Below are 19616 nucleotides of genomic sequence, written 5' to 3'. Positions count from 1 at the left end.
TGCGGTGGAGTGACACATGGATGACGAAAACAACGCAACCGCACCGAGAAAGCGCCTGCCCCGGGGGCAGGGTTGGCTGCTGCGACAGCAGATCATCGATACGGCAATGGATCTCATCCGTAGGTCGGGCGAGGCCCGGGCCCCGTCGGCCCGCGAATTGACGCGGGCGCTGGGCATCACGGCGCCGTCTTTCTACCGGCATTTTTCGAGCACCGACGAGTTGGCGGACGCGCTGTGCTCCAGGTACTTCGAGCAACTCGGTGAGGCACTGCAGCGGGCAACGTCCAACATCGCTGCCGGGGTGGAACGTCTACACACGCTCGGCCTCGCCTATGTGCGCTTCGCCGCGCAGAACCCGTTGATGTACCGGTTCGCGACCACCCGACCACCACGGCGGGGTATCGAATCTGACGAGATACTCAACAGTTCAGCCTTTTTGCATCTTCGCGGCGTCGTTCAGGAACTCGTCGACGAGGAACTGTTCCCGCCGGGCAATACCCTGGAACCGGCCTTGCAGCTGTGGGCGACCACGCATGGGGTTGCCTCGCTGCTCGTCACCAGGCCGCAACTGCCGTGGGGCGAGCAGGAGTCCTTTGCCTCCCGGACCCTGTACACCGCGTATCTGGGTCACGTGGCCGCGGATGCGCCGGACCGGATGCGTGGTGCTGAGTAGCGCTACCTAACGGCGTGAGAAACCCCTACCCCTCGAGGTAGGTCTACGTGTTCACTACGGGACCCGTAGCCGCGACGCTCAGAGGCATGACAGATCCACAGCTGCAGCAGATGACCGCCGCGCTCGATGAGTTGGACGGGCGTGAGCGCGCGCTGCGTGCAGAGCTCGATGCGTTGCGGGGCCGAATGGTCGAATGGACTCAGGCCGAATATCTCAAGGCGCAGCGGTATTGGGATGACTACCGGCGTGCTCAGGGGGCGCCCCCACTGGCTGCACCGGTACCCGCGACACACACTCCGGCGGCTGCTCCCGTACCGCCCGTTCAGGCCCCGTTGCCTACCACGCCCCCGCCGCGGGAGCCGTTTTGGGCACGCGAAGGATTCGCCAGCAAGGCAATGGCCCTCGCGGGCGCGGTGGTGACACTCGCGGGTGTGGTGATGCTCCTGGTCCTCGCCGCCAAGAGCGGGTACTTCGGTCCGGTCCCGCGCATGGCCTCCGGCGCCGTCCTTGCCGCGGGTCTGGTTGGCCTGGGTGTCCGGGTGCAATCCAGACCTGGTGGCCGTATCGGTGGTATCGCCACCGCAGCAACAGGATTCGCGGCGGGGTACTTTGATGTGCTGGCACTCACGGTGATCTATCAACGGATTCCGGTGATGGCGGGACTGGCGCTCGGGCTGACCATCGCGGGCGCGGGCCTGGTGCTGGCGCGGCAGTGGAATTCTCAGCCCTTTGCGGCCGGGATGGTGGCCGCGATCACGGTGTTGGCGCCGTTCCTGACCGACGGGTTCACCGTCGAACTCGCCGCGTTCGCACTGGTGCTGCTGATCGCCAGCCTGCCCGCCCAGATTGGCCGCAATTGGCCAGTGCTTCATGCCTTCCGGACCGTGGGCGTCGCGCTGACACTATTGGCGGCCATCGGCCACGATGCGGCTGATAGGCACCCACATGCCCTGCTGGCTATGGCGGTACTGGCGCTGGGGGTCACCCTGGTGGGGTCGCTGTGGCTGCTGACCGGTGAGGACAATGACCCCACCTCGTCAATAATGATCGCGGTCGCCTGCGTGCCGGTGCTCTACAACGCTCTGTTGCTCCCGGTATGGCCGCTGGGAGTGCTCGTGCCGGTCGGGGTCGCCGCGGTGATGGGCGCGGTGCTGCTTCTTGTCGGTGGCCTTCCGATGCATGCACGCATCACAATGGCCGCGGTGGCGGGGCTGGCACTGCTGCAAGCAGCGGTCGACGGCACTCGGGAGGGTCTGCTCGTGGTGGTGCTACTGGCGATCGCACTGTCCTTCTGCACCATGGGATACCAAATCCGGGATCGTATTTCGCTGGTGCTGGGCCAGGTGTTCGGTGGGCTGGGCGGTATGGCCTACATCGCTTGCGTACCGCCGGAGATGTTGGCCAACTCGAACTATGCCGTGCATGCGGCAGGGCCGCTGCTGATCGTCGCGAGTGTGCTCGCCGCGGCGACAACCGGCATGATGATGGCGGCCATGCATCGGGTGGGCTGGGCGAGTGCACAGTCCGCTCCCGTGCGCGGTGTGCTGGCCGCGGTGTCGATGCTGTACTCGGGGACGGCGGCGATCGTGCTCTCGGGCACCGCGCTGCTGGGCAACAACGATGGGTTCCTGCTGGGCCACGGTGTGGCGACGGTGTCCTGGATGGCGCTCTCGGTGGCGTTACTGCTCGCCGGTCTGCGCCGCTATCGCGACCAGAGCTGGTTCACCAGAACAGGGTTCGTGCTCGCGGCGATGGCCGTCGCCAAGCTGTTCCTGTTCGACCTGGCCACCCTCGACGGTATTGCCCGGATCGGTGCGTTCATTGTCACCGGTCTGCTGCTGCTCGGTGGCGGCACGCTATACGCGCGTGAATACGCAACGAGCGGAGAACAATCCGTAACCGAGGTGCCTACCAAGTAGTCCGGGCTCGCGAGGGGCGTCGCTAGATGCGGCGCCCCTCGCGGCTTCATGTTCCGTGGCGGCGAAGTTGGTAACTGCCGCGACTGGTGGCCACGACGACTCCCGCTGTATCTGATATTTCGCATTCAACGTCGAAATCGGCCTTGCCAACGTTGTCTGCTCGGGCCGCAATTTCGGCTGCACTCTTCGTGTCGATACGAGCTTCTGCTCGCACTTCGCTCCGCGCTGGTTTGAGGTATGTGATGTTGAATCCCTTGACAACCGGGTAGTACTGCGCCATATCGAATGTGCCGATCGCAAGTGCGCCGCCTAACGACTCGGCGAGTGTGAACAAGACGCCCGCGTAGATAGTGCCGACGTGGTTGGTGTTTCCCTCCAGCGGAGCCATCGATACGGCATGCCCGGGAGTGACCTCGAGGGCAGTTACCTTCATCTGGTGAATGGCGGGAACCGACACGGCGACAATCTGATTGACCGCCTCGGCAAGGTTCTCCGAGTCAGAGGCAGTCTCGGTGCCAGCGTTCATGCCGTCGCTCCGTCCACGCTCCCCATGTCACCCTGTGGGCCTTGTGTGGAATCGCCCGGAAGGCAAGCGTCGTGTCTTCTGAAATGTTCGACCAAGACGGTGGTCAACGGGCCTGCGGCTTCATCGGGGATCCAGTGGCTGACGCCTTCCAGCGTTCGTAGTTCCCACGGCCCACTGACGAACTTTTCAGACAAGTCGTGCCCATGCTTGCCGACTGCTGTATCGCGATCGCTCCAGACCTGCAGCGTGGGTACCGAAATCTTGCGCAGCGGAAGGGAAGACAATGCGAAAGGAAGGGCGCGGTACCAATGCAAAGCGTTTGTTATGGCGTCGAGCCGGTGAAGGTCATTCAGGTCCCGGGCTGCGTTCTCGGGTGTTGCTCCAGTGCCCAGGAGCCTGCGGTAGAAGAAGCCGTCCTTCTTGCGCATCAGCAGCTCTGGGATCCACGGAATTTGGAAGAGCAGCATGTACCAAGACTTGAATGCCTGTGCACTTGTCAACGTCGATAGTGCGAAGGCCAGGGGATGCGGCACCGAGACCGCAGTCAGCGTTCTCAGGAGATCAGGGCGTTTGTCGGCTACGCCCCAGGCGACTCCGGCGCCCCAGTCGTGGCCCACCAGGTGCACTGGACCGGCGTGGGCTTCTTCGATGAGCGCAACGGCGTCGGCAACCAATTCGGAGAATCGATAGTCGCGTCGCCGCGACGGCGACGCCCCTCGTGAGTAGCCTCGCTGATCCGGCGCCCACGTTCGAAACCCCAGCCTGTTCAGTGATTCGGCGACAGAGCGCCATGACGCCGAGGTCTGCGGAAAGCCATGTAGCAGTATGACCGGGATTCCTTCTGTCGGGCCACTATCGCGGACCTCGAAGGTGAGCCCCTGTCGCTCGAAGCTGGTGAGCCTGGACATGTCATCCTTTACAGTCTGCGGCGAGTTCATAGGTCCAGGACCAGCCGCTGGCCCTCGGCGCGGGAGACGCAGATCAGCATCTGCCCGTCTTGGTGCTGCAGATTGGTGAGCAGCTGTTCCCGGTGCTCGACCTCGCCGCTGAGGACCCGTTGCACGCAGGTACCGCAGAAGCCCTGTTGGCAGGAATAGGTGAGGTGGGGTCGGACGCGCCGGATGGCGTCCAGCGCACTCTCCTCGGCTTCCACTGTGACGGTCTCGCCGCTTCGTGCGAGCTCGATCTCGAATGAATTTCCGTTGACCACCGTTGGTGCCGAGAATCTTTCGTGATGCAGCTCGGTCTGTGAACCTGTGGGCAGACCGGCTCGCGTGGCGGCAATCATGGCAGCCGGGCCGCATGCGTAGATCGCGGTGCGTTCGTCGACACCAGCCAGAAGGGTGCTTGCATGGGGAAGCCCGTGCTCGTCATCGGTGCGGACCGTGACTCGCTCTCCGTACGGAGACAACTCGTTGAGGAACGGCAGGCTGGCGCGGTGTCGGCCGGTGTAAAGCATGGTCCAATCCAGCTGGAGTCGGTCGGCCAGTCTGAGCATCGGCAGTATCGGGGTAATCCCAATGCCGCCCGCGATGAATCGCAGGCGTGTGCTGGGTGAGCCTGCACCGGGGACGGCCATATAGAAGGCATTGCGCGGTGAGCTGATCTGGATCCGTGTCCCAGGGGTGAGATCGTGCATCTCGATGGAACCGCCGCCGCCGTCGGGGATGCGTCGTACTGCTATTCGATATTCGGCGACGTCACTGGGATCACCGCATAGTGAGTACTGCCGCCTGCGGCCGGACGGCAGGAATACGTCGATATGTGCCCCCGGATGCCAGGCCGGTAGAACGGTACCGGCTGGGGCGCAGAGTGTTATCTGGACGACGTGCTCGTCCTCGGCGACGATCTTCTTGTCAAACACCACCACGGTATGCCGGTCGACATTGTTTGGTAGTTGCCTGGGACGGCGGTTCAGACGCCTTTGGACGCTCTGGGAGCGGTCGAGTATCCAACTGCTGGCGTCTGTGACACCACCGAGAACCCGCATCAGCGGGTCACGGTGAAAGCGTCCGCCGATACTCGGCGGCGTTGGCCCCGGGCCGATTTCGGTCGCCGAGGTCATGCGGCGAAGGCGCGCGCCGCAGGTGACTGCGCGAGGTAGGCGACGGCCTGTGCGGTATTGCCGACCCTTGCAGGTGAGTAAGTCTTGCTGAGCAGGTGCGGCAACTGCCGCAGCATCGTGCCGAACGGAGGAAGGGTTCCGCGCCGTGCCGCACCGCGCCATTCGCGAATCAGTCTCAGATAGCCCATCTTTGGCAGCGCGGGGTCGTGTTTGACCAGGGCCCGCATCGCAAAGAGCAGGATGGGTTCGTAGAGGATCGCCACGAGGATCGCAGCGATATTCTTCTGGTAGCGCTTTATCCCGAAGTACTCGGCGACGTCGTAGGCCACGAACCGGTGCTCGATTTCCTCGGCGCCGTGCCAGCGGTATAGATCGCGGATTACGGGGTCGGCACCTCGCCTGTCCCATTCGTGACAGTTCAGGATGAAGTCCCCGTAGTAGGCGGTCAGGTGCTCAATGATGGCTATCGCGCATATCTGTGGCTTGAGCACCCATAGCAGGGCGTTGCCGGACAGCTTGTCGAAGAGCGGGTAGATCTTCTGTTCCGCCCACTCCGTCAGTGTCACAAAGCCTTTGGCGTACGTGATTCCGTGCTGATCGAACCAGTAATGCAATATGTGATCGTGGGTCTGGGCGTGCGTTGCTTCCTGCCCGATGAACCCCAGCATGTCCTCGCGCACTTTGTCGTCATTCACGAACGGCAGCGCCCGTTCGTAGACTGCGCAGAACCACCGTTCACCCACGGGCAGAAAGAAATTGAAGATCGATGCGCCATGTGAGGCGATCGGGTCCCCGGGAATCCAATGCAGGGGGGAGTCGGAGATGTCGAACTCAATGTTGCGCGCCCGGACGGCCACCCGATCCTCGCCAGGAGCCGCGGAGACTGAAACTCCGGTGCCGTGCTTCGAAGTTGCGTTGTTCACGATCCGCTTCACCTCGTCAGTAGTGCCATGCAATCTGGTGGCACTCTGCCATCAGATTTGACTCAGTTTGCGCGTGGCCACCTGGGTTGTCAACACCCCCGCTAAAATCGGGGACGTGGTGGTAAAGGTGGACCGGTCATATGCTGGGGAAACAGCAGACGCCCGCCGAGAGCGTCGTCGGGCGCAGCTTCTCGAGGCGGCTTTTGACCTCCTTGCCGAGAGCGGTCGCGATCGATTGTCCAAAAGGCGCGTCATTGCTGCGGCGAACCTGAATGACAGGTATTTCAACGAGAACTTCGCGTCGGTCGACGAGCTCATGGAAGCCGTATATGGCTGGCAGCTAGGCGAGTTGGCCGCACATTACGCAACGGTGTCGGCCTCGGTACGCGGTGGAATGCGGGAACGTATTCAGGCGAACGTTCAGGCGACGATGAGCTTCCTCGTAGACGACCCCCGGCGGGTAGCGCTGCTCAGCATGGGACACGGCGGGGACGAATCGCTCACGGAGCTTCGGCAGCAGGCAGCGTTTCTGGTGGCCACCGCGATGGTCAGCGAGGCCATCAAAGGAGAACTCCCGCTGCCGCGTGGACATCGGCATCTGGAGCTTTCGACACTCCTGATCGCCAACGGTGCCATCGAACTCGTCACTCTTTGGGTTGGTGGACGGCTAGGCGCCATCACAGCCGATGAGTTACAAGAGACTCTGGTGAACCTCATCGTCGATGCCGGAAGTGTTGCCAACTAGCCGGCATGGCCGTAACACGTTGAAGCAGAGGAGCTGTCGCGTTAGATGCGGCGCCCCTCGCGACGTAGCAGATCCTGCGCGCTGACACTGCCACCACGGCTGCGGCGAGTGGCCTCGTCCGCTTCCTGTTGCTGTTGCGGCGTGCGCTTCTGATCGGACGCAGGCAATGCTTCCGTCGCGTCGGCGGACGGCGGCGCGGTCTGCTGGGCCCGTGACGGACGGGGTGCCCGCGGCGGTCCCTGTCGAGTGGCGTCGGGATTGGCGACAGGCATTGCCGTTGTCGCATCCTCACCCGAGGTGCCATTGGCAGGGTTGGGCTTCGCGACGGGAATCGCGGTGGTCGCGTCGCCCGCCTCGGCCGGGCCAGAGCCGGGCTGCTTGGGGCCGCGCAGCTCACCGAGCCACGATTCGATCTCCCGATCGGCGTTCCGGGGGGCGGGGCGCTGAGCGCCGGCGACGCCGCTGCGGGTGGTCGGAGCGTCCGGGCCGGTGGGGTTGCCACCGGGTACGCGCGCGGTGGGCGCGTCGGTAGGCGCAATGTTCTTGCCGGGCACCGACATCCGCGTTGTCGCAGGGGCGTCCCCACTGTCGTCGCTCGCGATGTTGACCGGAGTGGTCGGAGGAGCGGGAGGCGGCGGAGTGGGCCGCGCCGGTGCGGACGGATCATGTTGGCGCGGTGTGGGTGTCGAGGGCAACCGGGTGCGCTCGGAGGCGATCTGCAGTTTGGTAGTGCGTGCGTTGGACCCGACCGGAGAACTGGCAGCCGCGATGGCCTGCTCGCGTCCGGTCGGGCGCTTGCGCTCGTCGGCCAGGGTGACCTCGCCGAGGCCGAGCTTCACCTGGATGCGCTTCATCCAGGCCGGTGCCCACCAGCAGTCGTCGCCGAGCAGCTTCATGACCGCCGGGATGAGCAGCATGCGGACGACGGTGGCGTCCAGGATCAAGGCGGCGATGAGACCGAAGGCCAGATACTTCATCATCACCAGATCGGAGAAGGCGAAGCCGCCGGCCACCACGATCAGGATCAACGCGGCCGCGGTGATGATCCGCCCGGTGTTGGCAGTACCCACGCGCACAGCCTCGGTGGTGGACAGGCCCTGATGCCGCGCCTCGATCATGCGGGACATGAGGAACACTTCGTAGTCGCTGGACAGGCCGTAGATGACGACGATGATCAGCACGATCACCGGCGCGGTCAGCGGTGTCGGAGTGAAATTCAGCCACTTGGAGAAGTGTCCGTCGACGAATATCCAGGTCAAGATGCCCATCGTCGAACCCAGGCCCAAGGCACTCATGACGGCTGCCTTGATGGGCAAGACCAGTGAGCCGAATGCCAGGAACATCAGGATTGTGGTGACGCTGATCAGGATCACGATCACCAGCGGGAGCTTGTCGAACACGGTGTCGATCGAGTCCTGCTCGAGGGCGGGAGTACCACCGACATACATCGTGACGCCCTTGGGAACGGACATCGCGCGGAGCTCTTTGACCTTGGCCCCGGCGGTATCACGGTTGATCAGGGCGTTCTGGATGACCTTGACGCTGGCGTCGCCGTCGGTCTTGACGGACTGGCGGCGCTGCCACATCTGGCTCTTGTCTCCGCCGGGTTCGACGAACCCGGGAACCTTCATGGCGTCGGCCCGGATCTGGTTGAGCTGCGAATCCGTGGCGCCCTTGGTCACGATGGTGATGGTCTCGGTACGGAACCCGGGGAACAGCTTGTCGAAGTCCTCTTGAGCTACGCGAACCGAATTCGTTGGCGGCAAGTACTTTTCACTGAATCCGCCGAGCTTGAGGTTGCCCAGCGGGATGATCAGCAGCAGCATCACGATGACGATCGGGACGGCGAAGACCAGCGGCCGCTGCATCACGAAGACGACAGTGCGTCCCCAGAAGCCGTTCTCCAGCTCCTCGCGCGACTTGGTGCGGCTGAACCGCTTGATGCTCAGGGCATCGACATGGCGCCCGAGAACACCCAGGCACGCTGGCAGCACGGTGACCGCCAGAATCGCGGCGAGTAGCACCGAGGCGATACCGGCGTATGTCAGCGACCTCAGGAACTGCTGCGGCACGATCAGCATCGGCATCAGGGCGGCCGCGATCAGCGTGGCCGAGAACATGACGGTGCGGCCGGAGGTGATGACGGTGCGCCGGACCGCGGTTTCGGTGTCGTAACCCTCGGCGATTTCTTCGCGGAAGCGGCTGACGATGAACAGCGAGTAGTCGATGGCGATACCCAGGCCGATGAGCGTGACCACCGGCTGAGCGAAGAAGTGCACGGGGGCGAACAGCGTGATCAACCGCATGATGCCGAGTGCGCCCGCGATGGTCAGACCGCCGACCATCAGCGGCAGACCCGCGGCGATCACACCACCGAAGACGAAGAACAGCACGACCGCCATGATCGGGAGCGACAGCACCTCCATGCGCTGCTGGTCGGTACCGATGGTTCCGGTCAGCTCGCTGGCCACGGGCTGCAGGCCGGCCAGCTGGATGTCGACGCCGTTGAGCAGGAACTTGTTCTTGGCGGGGTCGTGGTCCTTATCCGGATCAGACAAGGCTTTGTAGTTGTTGAGGATGGTGTCGTCGTCGTCGCCCTTGAGGCTGACCGAGACGAAGGTGTGTTTACGGTCGTCGGTGACCATCCGTTTGACGGTGGGGTCTGTGGTGGTGGGGGCGCGTAACCAGCCGGCCCAGCCGTAGACCTCGTTGGGGTTGTCCTTCTGAAGCTGGTCGAAGTGGTCGATGACCTTCTTCTGGAAAGCGGGATCGTCGACCGTCTTACCCTCGGGGGCTGCGATGACGGCGACGACGTGGGTGGTCCGGTCGCGTCCGAGCGCGTCGTCGGCCATCACGGAGGCCTTCACCGACTCGCTGTTGTCCGCGAAGAAGCCACTCTGCGTCACGTGGTCGCCGAGCGTTATCCCGAAAAGCCCGGAACCCAGGCAGACCGTGACGAACGCGGCAACGACGATGAACCGATACCGGTACACCATTCGGCCCCACCAGGCGAACACAGAATCTCCTAACTAGCGTCTCTCACGCGCCGGTTTTCATGTCCTGGACGTCAGCAACGCCGACAAGGGTCGGAATGGCTGCAACCAGGCGCCTTCGTCGGGGAGCGAATCTAGACCCACCCGCGGTAAGGCTCGGGGGAAAACTCCGGGTATGTCCTCGAGATCGACGAACTCCAGAGTATCCGAGGTTAGCGCCCAACTCGCATGTTCGCGAAATCCCAGCACACTGACGGGCACCCCGTCACTGGCGATTTTCTCCATCGGTTCTCGGAAAGCCTGACCATCCGCCGAGGCCACAAGCACCCCGGCCAGGCCTTCGTCGGACCGTAGCTCGATGTGAGCAAGCATGTCGACGTCGACGTCGCTGTCTTCGTCGATCTTGGGTTTGGCAAATACCGCAAACCCAACATTGCGCAGCGCCTCGACCCATGGGCGCACCACGTCGGCACTTCCCGGCGCGATATTGGTAAACACTGTGGCCTCGGGTTCGACGAGGCAATCGGGGTGATCCGCCGAATAGGCGGCCGTGCGTTCGAGCAGCCAGCGGCCCAGGGCGTCGAACCGGGGCCGGTTCTCCGCGGAGGGGCGGCCGCCGATGATGGCGCCCAGGCCCATGTCGAGGTTGGGTGCGTCCCACACCAGCAGTACTCGCAGCACCCGGCGTCGGTGGGCCGTCTCGTCCACGGTGTTCGGGCGCTCCAAGTCCTCGGCGAGGCTCACAATCGCTCCCAGACGAAGTCGTTGATCGCACTGCCGACCGTGTGCGCTTTCCCCTCGAACTTAGTGGTGGGCCGGTTCACGGAGACGGGAATGCACGGATCATCGAGCTCAAGGCGCCGCAGCGTGGACTCGTTATCGCCCACCTCGGCGATGTGCTGGGCGTAGTTCGCGTGATCGGTGGCCACATGCAGGGTGCCGCCCGGCCGGAGGCGGTCCGACAGCAGCGCCACGGTGCCCGGCTGGAGCAGCCGCCGCTTGTGGTGGCGGGCCTTGGGCCAGGGGTCCGGGAAGAACACCCGCGCCGCGGTCAGCGATCCCGACGGCAGCAGGTACTCCAGCACGTCCAGGGCGTCGCCGCGGATCAGCCGGATGTTCTCGATGCCCTCACGATCGATCGCCGAGAGCAACTGCGCCAGGCCCTTGCGGTATACCTCCACCGCAAGCACATCGAATTGTGGTTCTTCTATCGCCATCGCGGCGGTGGATGTGCCTGTGCCACAGCCAATTTCAAGAATCAAGGGCGCAGTGCGGCCGAACCAGGCCGCAGGTTCCAGCGGTGGGCAGGTGCCGTCGGCTTCCCGGGCGACGCGCCCATAGGTCGGCCAGGATTTGTCCCAGGCCTTCTGCTGGCCGTCGGACAGCGATGACCCCCGTGAACGGAAGCTGGATACGCGGCGGGGGTGGTGGTCGCGGCCGTCCGTACCGGCAGTGGATTGGACCCCGCCGGTCCCAGGGAGCTCGTCGGTGGCTGTTTCAGATGCCACACAGCCCCGCTCCTGGCCGTCACAACGCATCTTCCCATGGTCACTCATGGGCGGCAGATCCCATAATCCCAGCGCATATTGATACTCAACAGTTGCCTACCAGGGTGGAACCCTCCATCGGATCAGGTGACAATGTGAGCATTTCCGTAAGCGCGATGAGATTGGGTCTGCAAAGCAATGACGCGGGGGTTTGAGGTCTTCCGGGGAGCGCTCGACCGGTTCGTCACGCGTCCTGAGGTTCGCCAGGTGCACGGCGGCCAGCGGATTCACGATCTGGCGGTGCGGTCGGGAGACCCTCTTCGGGTTACCGTCCGGGGCCGGGCCGGTGTGGGCGTCACCAGCGTGATCGGCGCGTTGGGACGCACGCTGCCGGTAGCGGACGGGCCGGGGCATGCGCTTATCGAGGTGCCAATCCCGTCGGAACCGATCGTGGCTGACGTCGACGTGGTGGTGTTCGCGGAGGCGCTCAAGCCCGAGGACCGCGCTGTACTGGAGGCATCCCACGCACCCAAGGTGCTGATTCTCAACAAGGCAGATCTGACCGATCCCGGCGCCGCTCGCGGCCCCTGGACCGCTGCTGTGGAGCGGTGCGCCCAGTACCGCCTGGAGACGCGGGTGCCGACACTGCCGTTATCGGCGCACGTTCCGCTGGCGGATATCGATGAAGCCATGGTCGAGGCCCTCAAACTGATGGTCGGGGACCCTGCGGACACCAGCTCCGTCGATGCCTTCGTCACCGGCACGCACCAGGTGCCGGTTTCGATGAGGCAGCGGTTGCTCCATGAACTGGACCTGTACCCGATGGGGTGCGCGATCGGGGCGCTTCGGCAGGTTCCCACCCTGGCGGCCCCGGGACTCGCCGCACTGCTGCGCGACCTGTCGGGCATCGATGCGGTGGTGAACGCGATTCGCGCGGCCATTGCCCAGGGCTGGTACCGCCGAATGCGCGCCGTGCTCGCCGAAGTCCGCAGGATCGGCGTGACGGGTGTTCTGCCGGTGCAGATCGACGCCTTCTTGACCAGTGACGATGTGGTGGTCGCGGCGATGCAGTGTGCGGTGGATGCCGCGACCGCGGCGGGCCTGACGGTGGAGCTGAGCGATCATCCAGAGGATCACCGCTACCGCGCCGAACACTGGCAGCGATTCGCCGCCGGACCGGTGAACGCCACATACGCCGCAATGGGCACGGACATCGTGCGGGGATCGCTGCGCTTGTGGCGGCTGGCGGGGGGCCGGGCGTGACAACTCCTACCGACAAGCGGGTCGACGAGCTGGTGCTGACGGTGGACCCCACACTCGGTCCGCTCGGCGTGCATGTGCACGACGCCGTGATGGTGACCGGCAGCTGGCTGGCCGGCGCGAGCACCCTGGCCACCGAGCTGTCCTCACGCATATCGGGTGTGCGCATCGTCGAGCCTGAGGAGCTGCAGCACGGGCAGGCGCCCTCGGCGGTGGTTTTCGTGTGCAGCGGAACCGCACCGCTCACACCGTCGGACTGCGGTCTGATTCAGCTGGCCGCCGCCAACACCGATGCGCTCGTCGCGGTGGTTTCCAAGATCGATGTGCACCAGTCCTGGCGTGAGGTCATGAACCGGAATCGGGAGATCCTGGCCGAGCACGACTCGCGGTTCAGCGGTGTCACTTGGCTGGGGGTCTCGACGCGTGGCACGGCGGCGGGACTCGACGAATTGGTGCGGGCAGTGCGCCAGGTTCGTGAGGAACCCGCCCTGGCTGAGCGAAACCGGCTGCGTGCCTGGGCGACTCGTCTGCAGGGAATGCTGAATGTGCCGCCGGAGGCGGGGGAGGGTGCACGCGCGGACGAACTGCGCAATCAGCGGCAGGCGGCGGTACGGCGCACGCGTTCGGGTAAGTCCGAACGGACCTTGGCGTTGCGCAACCGCATCGCGCAGGCACGCATGACGCTGCTGTACTTCGCACGCAAGCGGGTGGGCTCGGTGGCTGGCGAGCTGCGCGAGGACATCGCGGAACTGAAGCGCCGCGATGTGCCCGGCTTCGGTGATCGGGTGCGGCGCCGGGCGGCCGAGGTGGTGGCCGAAGTGGAACAGGGCACCGAGGAACACTTGGCCGAGATCTCGGCCGAGGTAACCCAACGCTGGGCGGCGCCGCGCCCCAGCGCGAATCGGCCGCTGCCGCCCGAAGCACCAGATCCTTCGGTGCGATCACGTCGGCTGGAGACCCGGATGATGGCGCTGTTCGGGGTGTTCTTCGGTCTGGGCGCGGCGTTGACGGTGTCCCGGTTGGTGGCGTATGCGCGTCCCGGCCTGGCGCCGGCGGGCTTGGCGGTGGGCCTCATCGCCGGTGCTTGCATCGCGGTGTGGCTGGTCGCGGTGCGGGGGCTCCTGCACGATCGGACGGTGCTGGACCGGTGGTTGGGAGACACCACGGGAGAGCTGCGGGCCTACTTGGAGCAGTGGGTCGCCGCGCGGGTGCTGGAGGTGGAGACCAGGCTCAACGCCGATCTGGTCGAGATCGACGAACGTGAGAACGACAAGCTGGCCGCCCGGGTCGGGCAAATCGATTCCGAGCTGCGTGAGGCCGCTATGAACACCGCGCGCGCAACGGCGCTGCGCAACCGCGACCTGCCCTCCGTACACAAAGCGTTAACGGCGGTTACCGAACGGCTGGACGCGATCGCGGGGACGGCCGAGAATAGATCGATAGGCCGCGCGCGCGAGGGTTAGGCAGAGACATGATCGATGGTTTTGACCAGGGTTTCCATGTGGGCCTTGGGGGGCCAGGTGAAGGTGTGCACGAACCAGGCCATGCGCTCAGCCCCGATCTGCACGTCGATCACCACATGTACCTGCCCACCGATGGCGGTCTGGTGGACCTCGGAACAGACCTCATCGACACCGACCATGACGGCATCGGCGACACCGTCACGCTGCATGAACCTGACGGGTTATCGGTGGTGTCCGACATCGACGAGGACGGTATCGCCGACAAGGTGACCACGTTCGGGGCGGACGGCACGTATGAGACCTGGGCCCGCGGTGCGGGGGCGCACTGGGAGCTCATCGAGCACGGTCGCGTCGGCGGTAAGTAAATGGGCTGGGGTTGTACCGCGGGGAGTACTGGCCGAAGCTCGCTTGTTATTGATGGATACGTACCAACCCCGTTTCACGCTGAATAGCGCCAGCGCTAACCTCATATATCTAGGTTCCGACCAGCGCCGGTGCGGCAACTGCGTACCTCACCCGGCTCAACGAGGAGATGCTCTCGATGACAGCAGCGACCATTCCCGGTCTTGACAACGCTCCGACGAAACACGCCGGATTGCTCGCTTGGGTCCGCGAGGTCGCTGAGCTGACACAACCTGATCGGGTCGTGTTCGCTGATGGTTCCGATGAAGAGTTCGAGCGCGTTTCTCAGCAACTAGTGGACGCGGGCACCTTCCAGCGGCTCAACTCCGAGAAGCACCCCAACTCGTTCCTGGCGCTGTCGGACCCGTCGGACGTCGCCCGGGTGGAATCGCGGACGTACATCTGCTCGGAGCGTGAAGAGGACGCCGGTCCCACCAACAACTGGGTAGACCCCACCGAGATGCGCGCGACCATGACCGAGCTGTTCCGGGGCAGCATGCGCGGACGCACCATGTGGGTGGTGCCGTTCTGCATGGGCCCGCTCGGTGCCGAGGACCCCAAGCTGGGTGTGGAGCTCACCGATTCGGAGTACGTCGTTGCCTCCATGCGGGTGATGACCCGCATGGGTGCCGCCGCTCTGGAGAAGCTGGGCGACGACGGATTCTTCGTCAAGGCGCTGCACTCGATCGGTGCGCCCCTGGAGCCCGGTCAGGAAGACGTGCCGTGGCCGTGCAACGACACCAAGTACATCACCCACTTCCCCGAATCCCGTGAAATCTGGTCGTACGGTTCGGGTTACGGCGGTAACGCGCTGCTGGGCAAGAAGTGCTACTCGCTGCGCATCGCCTCGGCGATGGCCCATGACGAGGGCTGGCTCGCCGAGCACATGCTCATCCTCAAACTCATCTCGCCGGAGAACAAGGCCTACTACGTGGCCGCGGCCTTCCCGTCGGCCTGCGGTAAGACGAACCTCGCCATGATTCAGCCGACCATCCCCGGCTGGCGCGCAGAGACTCTGGGTGACGACATCGCCTGGATGCGCTTCGGCAAGGACGGCCGTCTGTACGCCGTCAACCCGGAGTTCGGCTTCTTCGGCGTGGCGCCGGGCACCAACTGGAGCTCGAACCCCAACGCCATGAAGACCATCGAGGCCGGCAACACCGTCTTCACCAACGTCGCACGTACCGACGACAACGACGTGTGGTGGGAAGGTCTGGAGGGCGAGCCCGAGCACCTGATCGACTGGAAGGGTCAGGACTGGGTTCTGCGCGAGACCGAGACCAAAGCGGCGCATCCGAATTCGCGTTACTGCACCCCGATGTCGCAGTGCCCCATCCTGGCTCCCGAGTGGGATGACCCGCAGGGTGTGCCGATCTCGGCCATCCTGTTCGGCGGCCGCCGCAAGACGACTGTGCCGCTGGTGACCGAGGCCCGGGACTGGCAGCACGGCGTGTTCATCGGCGGCACCCTGGGTTCGGAGCAGACCGCGGCCGCCGAGGGCAAGGTCGGCACCGTGCGCCGCGACCCGATGGCGATGCTGCCCTTCATGGGTTACCACGTGGGCGACTACCTGAACCACTGGATCAACGTGGGTAAGCAGGCCGACGAGTCCAAGCTGCCCAAGGTGTTCTTCGTGAACTGGTTCCGCCGTGGCGATGACGGACGCTTCCTGTGGCCCGGATTCGGCGAGAACAGCCGGGTGCTCAAGTGGATCGTCGACCGGATCGAGCACCGCGCCAACGGTGTATCCACCCCGATCGGCACCGTTCCAGGCGTCGAGGACCTGGATCTGGCCGGGTTGGACGTCGAGGAGGCCGATGTGGCCGAGGCGCTCGCGGTGAACAACGACGAGTGGCTCGCGGAGTTGCCGCTCATCGAAGAGTGGTTCGAGTTCATCGGCGACAAGCTGCCTAGCGGCGTCAAGGACGAGTTCGACGCGCTCAAGCAGCGGTTGGGATAGTTCGTATCTGGTCGACACTCCAGGTGGATCCTGCATAGGGTTGTGCAATGCGCTTCGCATTCAAGACATCTCCGCAGAACACCAGCTGGGACGACATGCTGGCCATCTGGAAGGTGGCCGACGAGATCGACGTCTTCGAGTCCGGCTGGACCTTTGATCACTTTTATCCGATCTTCTCGGATTCCACCGGGCCGTGTCTGGAGGGCTGGATAACCCTCACCGCGCTCGCGCAGGCCACCCGGCGGCTGCGCGTCGGGGTGCTGGTGACCGGTATCCACTATCGGCATCCGGCCGTGCTGGCCAATATGGCCTCGGCGTTGGACATCGTGTCCGGTGGTCGCCTCGAACTCGGTATCGGTGCTGGCTGGAACGAGGAAGAATCCGGCGCCTACGGCATTGAACTGGGCAGCATCAAGGAGCGATTCGACCGGTTCGAAGAGGCCTGCGAGGTGCTCACCGGTCTGCTGAGCCAGGAGACGACGAGCTTTGACGGCGCGTTCTATCAGCTCAAAGACGCTCGCAACGAGCCCAAGGGGCCGCAAAAACCACACCCGCCGATCTGCATAGGCGGCAGCGGCGAGAAGCGCACGTTGCGGATCACCGCCAAGTACGCGCAGCACTGGAATTTCGTGGGCGGACCGCCCGAAGAGTTCGCGCGCAAGCGCGATGTGCTGGCCTCGCACTGCGCCGACATCGGCCGGGATCCGGCTGAGATCACGCTCTCGGCCCACATCCGGCTCGGCGAGGATCGCGATTACGCGAAGGTTGTCGATGAGGCAGCCGCGCTAGGGGCCGAGGGGCTCGACGTGGCGATCATCTACCTGCCTCCGCCGTACGACACAGCGGTGCTGGAGCCGTTGGCGGAGGCGCTGCGAGGCTGACGACGAGAAGGCATCTACGTAGCGGCAGGCGTTCGTAGATGCCTTCTCGGCCAACGGTTTAACCGGTCTTGCTCTCCAAAGCCGCCAGCGCGGCAGCAAGTGCGACGTACTTGTTGGTGCCCAGCTCGCGCACGGTCGAGATGTTCAGGGCTTCCTTGAGTGCGGCGTCGTGCTTCTCGGTGAGACCAGCGAGAGCAGACGGGGGAGCGTCGAGGACGTCCTTGAGGTCCTTGTTCTCGTAGGCCTTGTCGAGTGCCTTCTCGAGATTGACGGATACAGCCATCGTTCCTCCTGTGGTTTGCCCCGCCCGTGGCGCACCCTAGCTACCAAAGCTGTGAACCAACGCCGTTTGGCTAGCGGCGATCCGAACTGCCGATGAACGCCTGGTTCGGCACCTGGATGGCCAGTCCATTCAAATATGCGCATAATGCAATCAATGAACGACGTGAGGTGGCTCAGCGGGCTGACCACAATCCCCGCCGAACCGCCGACAGTGTGGTCACTGTTCGCCTGGAACCCGCCCGCTATTCCGGTGCTTCCTGTTGTAGCGGCGCTGCTGGCCGGGTGGTACCTGCTGAGCGTGCTCCAGCTGCGCCGGATGGGCCGCCGCTGGCCGTGGTGGTCAACCGCGTGCTTCCTGTCCGGGTGCCTGATTATGGGCGCGGTCATGGGATTGTCGATAGACCGCTACGGATTTCGGTTGTTCAGCGCGTTCATGTTCCAGCAGCTGACGTTGTCGATCCTGGTGCCGCCGTTGTTGGTGCTGGGCTCACCGGGGCGGCTGTTGTTGCGCTCGACGCCGCACCACGGGCCCGGCAGATGGGTACTGGTGGCTGCGCTGACCGGATTGCGCAGCCGCGCGGCCGCGCTGCTGTTGCATCCCGCCGTCACCATTCCGCTGTTCCTGTTCAGCTATTACGGCCTGTACTTATCCCAGCTGTTCGACACCATTGCCGTTACCTGGTTGGGGCATAACGGGTTAGAGATCTTTTTCTTGGCCAGCGGCCTGCTGTTCGTCATCCCCATCCTGTCCACCGACCCGCTGCCGGTCCGGCAGACCAATCTCGGCAGGATGTTCGACATCTTCGTGGAAATGCCGTTGCACGTGTTCATCGGCGTCATCCTCATGATGGCGCCCAGGCCGCTGATCGGCATCTTCGCCAATCCGCCCGCCGCGTGGGCCGTCGACCCGGTGAAGGACCAGGCGGTGGCAGGCGCGCTGGCCTGGTCCTACGGTGAGCCGATCGCGCTCGCGACTACCTTGATCTTCGCCATCAGGTGGCGGCGTGAGGAACAGGCCGAAACGGAGGAACGCGAGGCCGATGACGCCCGGCAAGAAGACGAATTAGCCTCGTACAACCGGTTTTTACAGCAGCTACGGGAAGAACGGCCGGGTCACGGCGCGTAACCGCGCGCCGAGCCGTCGGGCGTCGCGTACTTGACGATCAGCGAGCAGTCCTTGGCGCCCAGGCCTTCGTCGATGAGCTGCTGGAACTGCTCGGTCACCATGGTCGCGGCGGGTAGCTTCACGCCGGTGGCCTCACCGGCGGCCAGCGCCAAGCGTGCATCCTTGTGCGCGAGGTCGACCGTGAAGGTGGCATCGAAGTTCCGGTTGGCGGCGGCGGATTCGATGATGTCCGGCACCGGGTACCAGGTCTGCTGCGCCCAGGATCGCGCCGAGGACACCGAACAGATCTCCCAGAAAACCTTGGGATCCAGGCCGAGCCGCTCGGCCAGCTGTGAACCTTCCGAATTGGCCATCATGTCGATGAACAGCATCATGTTGTTGCAGATCTTCGCGGCCACGCCGGCGCCGCCGTCACCGGCGTGGATCACGCGCCCGGCCATCGGTTTGATGTAATCGGTTGCCGCGCCGGAATTTTCCAAATCCCCACCCAGCATGAAGCACAGCGTGCCAGCCTGCGCGCCGCTGATTCCACCCGACACCGGGGCGTCGACGAACCGGAACCCCCGGCGCGCCGATTCGGCGTGACAGTACCGCGAGGTTTCGATGTCGACGGTTGAGCTGTCTACCAGAAGCGTTGATGGCGAAGCGTTTTCCCAGATGCCGTAGGGACCTTCGAACACCGAGCGGACATGTTCACCCTTGGGCAGCATGGTGAACACCACTTCGGCGCCCGCCAGCACCTCGGCGATCTCTTCCACCGCGGTCACACCGTTGGCCGCTGCGGCGGCCAGTGCGTCACCCGAGAGATCGAAACCGCGTACCGTGTGCCCGGCCGCCACCAGATTCGCGGCCATCGGGCCGCCCATGTTCCCCAAACCGATCCAGCCATAGGTCGCCATGGGTCCAACCTA

The 19616-nt window shown here is 64.5% G+C and carries 17 protein-coding genes and 1 pseudogene; 9 read left to right on the top strand and 9 right to left on the bottom strand.

Annotated features, from left to right (window positions below; genetic code table 11):
• Nucleotides 1-16: 16 nt before the first annotated feature.
• On the top strand, nt 17-673 hold the full coding sequence (locus AOT87_RS25175) for a TetR/AcrR family transcriptional regulator (protein ID WP_030097344.1): 657 nt from the start codon (nt 17-19) through the stop codon (nt 671-673).
• 47 nt (nt 674-720) lie between these two features.
• On the top strand, nt 721-2592 hold the full coding sequence (locus AOT87_RS25170) for a DUF2339 domain-containing protein (protein ID WP_057967240.1): 1872 nt from the start codon (nt 721-723) through the stop codon (nt 2590-2592).
• Between the two features lie 46 nt (nt 2593-2638).
• Here the strand turns inward: AOT87_RS25170 and AOT87_RS25165 are convergent, their stop codons facing one another.
• From AOT87_RS25165 to AOT87_RS25150, 4 genes are read right to left on the bottom strand one after another with little or no spacing between them, the layout of a single operon-like run.
• On the bottom strand, nt 2639-3118 hold the full coding sequence (locus AOT87_RS25165; protein WP_070940453.1) for a YiiD C-terminal domain-containing protein: 480 nt from the start codon (nt 3116-3118) through the stop codon (nt 2639-2641).
• Entirely contained in the window at nt 3115-4026 is a 912-nt protein-coding gene (locus AOT87_RS25160; RefSeq protein ID WP_081343270.1) for an alpha/beta fold hydrolase, read from the bottom strand. Before AOT87_RS25160 ends, AOT87_RS25165 begins: the two co-directional genes overlap by 4 nt.
• Before the next feature lie 26 nt (nt 4027-4052).
• Nucleotides 4053-5183, bottom strand: coding sequence for a PDR/VanB family oxidoreductase (locus AOT87_RS25155; RefSeq protein WP_057970141.1), 1131 nt, complete (start codon nt 5181-5183; stop codon nt 4053-4055).
• Nucleotides 5180-6106 (bottom strand): metal-dependent hydrolase, encoded by a 927-nt coding sequence (locus AOT87_RS25150; protein WP_070940472.1) that lies wholly within the window; start codon nt 6104-6106, stop codon nt 5180-5182. The genes AOT87_RS25155 and AOT87_RS25150 overlap by 4 nt, the downstream gene beginning before the upstream one ends.
• 115 nt (nt 6107-6221) lie before the next feature.
• Between AOT87_RS25150 and AOT87_RS25145 the strand changes: the two genes are divergently transcribed.
• Complete coding sequence (locus AOT87_RS25145; RefSeq protein WP_131727325.1) at nt 6222-6851, top strand: TetR/AcrR family transcriptional regulator; 630 nt, start codon at nt 6222-6224, stop codon at nt 6849-6851.
• Nucleotides 6852-6892: 41 nt separating this feature from the next.
• Here the strand turns inward: AOT87_RS25145 and AOT87_RS25140 are convergent, their stop codons facing one another.
• The 3 genes and pseudogenes from AOT87_RS25140 to trmB form a co-directional block, all read right to left on the bottom strand.
• Nucleotides 6893-9868: an MMPL family transporter gene (locus AOT87_RS25140; protein WP_057969251.1), complete on the bottom strand. Its 2976-nt coding sequence runs from the start codon at nt 9866-9868 to the stop codon at nt 6893-6895.
• A 36-nt stretch (nt 9869-9904) separates the two neighbouring features.
• The gene (locus AOT87_RS25135) at nt 9905-10570 is read right to left on the bottom strand and encodes an NYN domain-containing protein (RefSeq protein WP_057969257.1); all 666 of its coding nucleotides are present in this window, start codon (nt 10568-10570) and stop codon (nt 9905-9907) included.
• 14 nt (nt 10571-10584) lie between these two features.
• A pseudogene (gene trmB, locus AOT87_RS28130) lies at nt 10585-11265 on the bottom strand (tRNA (guanosine(46)-N7)-methyltransferase TrmB); the annotation flags it as partial.
• A 264-nt stretch (nt 11266-11529) separates the two neighbouring features.
• Between trmB and AOT87_RS25125 the strand changes: the two are divergent.
• From AOT87_RS25125 to AOT87_RS25105, 5 genes are all read left to right on the top strand, one after another.
• Nucleotides 11530-12594: a hypothetical protein gene (locus AOT87_RS25125; protein ID WP_057969252.1), complete on the top strand. Its 1065-nt coding sequence runs from the start codon at nt 11530-11532 to the stop codon at nt 12592-12594.
• Nucleotides 12591-14054, top strand: a complete 1464-nt coding sequence (locus AOT87_RS25120) for a hypothetical protein (RefSeq protein ID WP_057969259.1) — start codon at nt 12591-12593, stop codon at nt 14052-14054. Before AOT87_RS25125 ends, AOT87_RS25120 begins: the two co-directional genes overlap by 4 nt.
• An 8-nt stretch (nt 14055-14062) precedes the next feature.
• On the top strand, nt 14063-14419 hold the full coding sequence (locus AOT87_RS25115) for a DUF6802 family protein (protein WP_057969253.1): 357 nt from the start codon (nt 14063-14065) through the stop codon (nt 14417-14419).
• Nucleotides 14420-14595: 176 nt separating this feature from the next.
• Nucleotides 14596-16416: a phosphoenolpyruvate carboxykinase (GTP) gene (locus AOT87_RS25110; protein ID WP_057969260.1), complete on the top strand. Its 1821-nt coding sequence runs from the start codon at nt 14596-14598 to the stop codon at nt 16414-16416.
• 47 nt (nt 16417-16463) lie between these two features.
• Nucleotides 16464-17297 (top strand): LLM class F420-dependent oxidoreductase, encoded by an 834-nt coding sequence (locus AOT87_RS25105; RefSeq protein ID WP_057969254.1) that lies wholly within the window; start codon nt 16464-16466, stop codon nt 17295-17297.
• A gap of 58 nt (nt 17298-17355) precedes the next feature.
• On the opposite strand, the gene AOT87_RS25100 is transcribed toward AOT87_RS25105, so the two are convergent.
• Entirely contained in the window at nt 17356-17580 is a 225-nt protein-coding gene (locus AOT87_RS25100; RefSeq protein WP_030097333.1) for a hypothetical protein, read from the bottom strand.
• A gap of 153 nt (nt 17581-17733) precedes the next feature.
• Between AOT87_RS25100 and AOT87_RS25095 the strand changes: the two genes are divergently transcribed.
• Nucleotides 17734-18705, top strand: a complete 972-nt coding sequence (locus AOT87_RS25095) for a cytochrome c oxidase assembly protein (protein ID WP_057969261.1) — start codon at nt 17734-17736, stop codon at nt 18703-18705.
• On the opposite strand, the gene mmsB is transcribed toward AOT87_RS25095, so the two are convergent.
• Nucleotides 18693-19604, bottom strand: coding sequence for a 3-hydroxyisobutyrate dehydrogenase (gene mmsB, locus AOT87_RS25090; protein WP_057969255.1), 912 nt, complete (start codon nt 19602-19604; stop codon nt 18693-18695). The two genes, AOT87_RS25095 and mmsB, sit on opposite strands and share 13 nt — an antisense overlap.
• Between the last annotated feature and the right edge of the window lie 12 nt (nt 19605-19616).

Origin of the sequence: Mycobacteroides sp. H003 (assembly GCF_001440135.1) — a bacterium.
GTDB lineage: Bacteria > Actinomycetota > Actinomycetes > Mycobacteriales > Mycobacteriaceae > Mycobacterium > Mycobacterium gwanakae.
The sequence above is the reverse complement of the archived record's forward strand: the minus strand, read 5'-3'. Positions and strand labels throughout refer to the sequence as shown.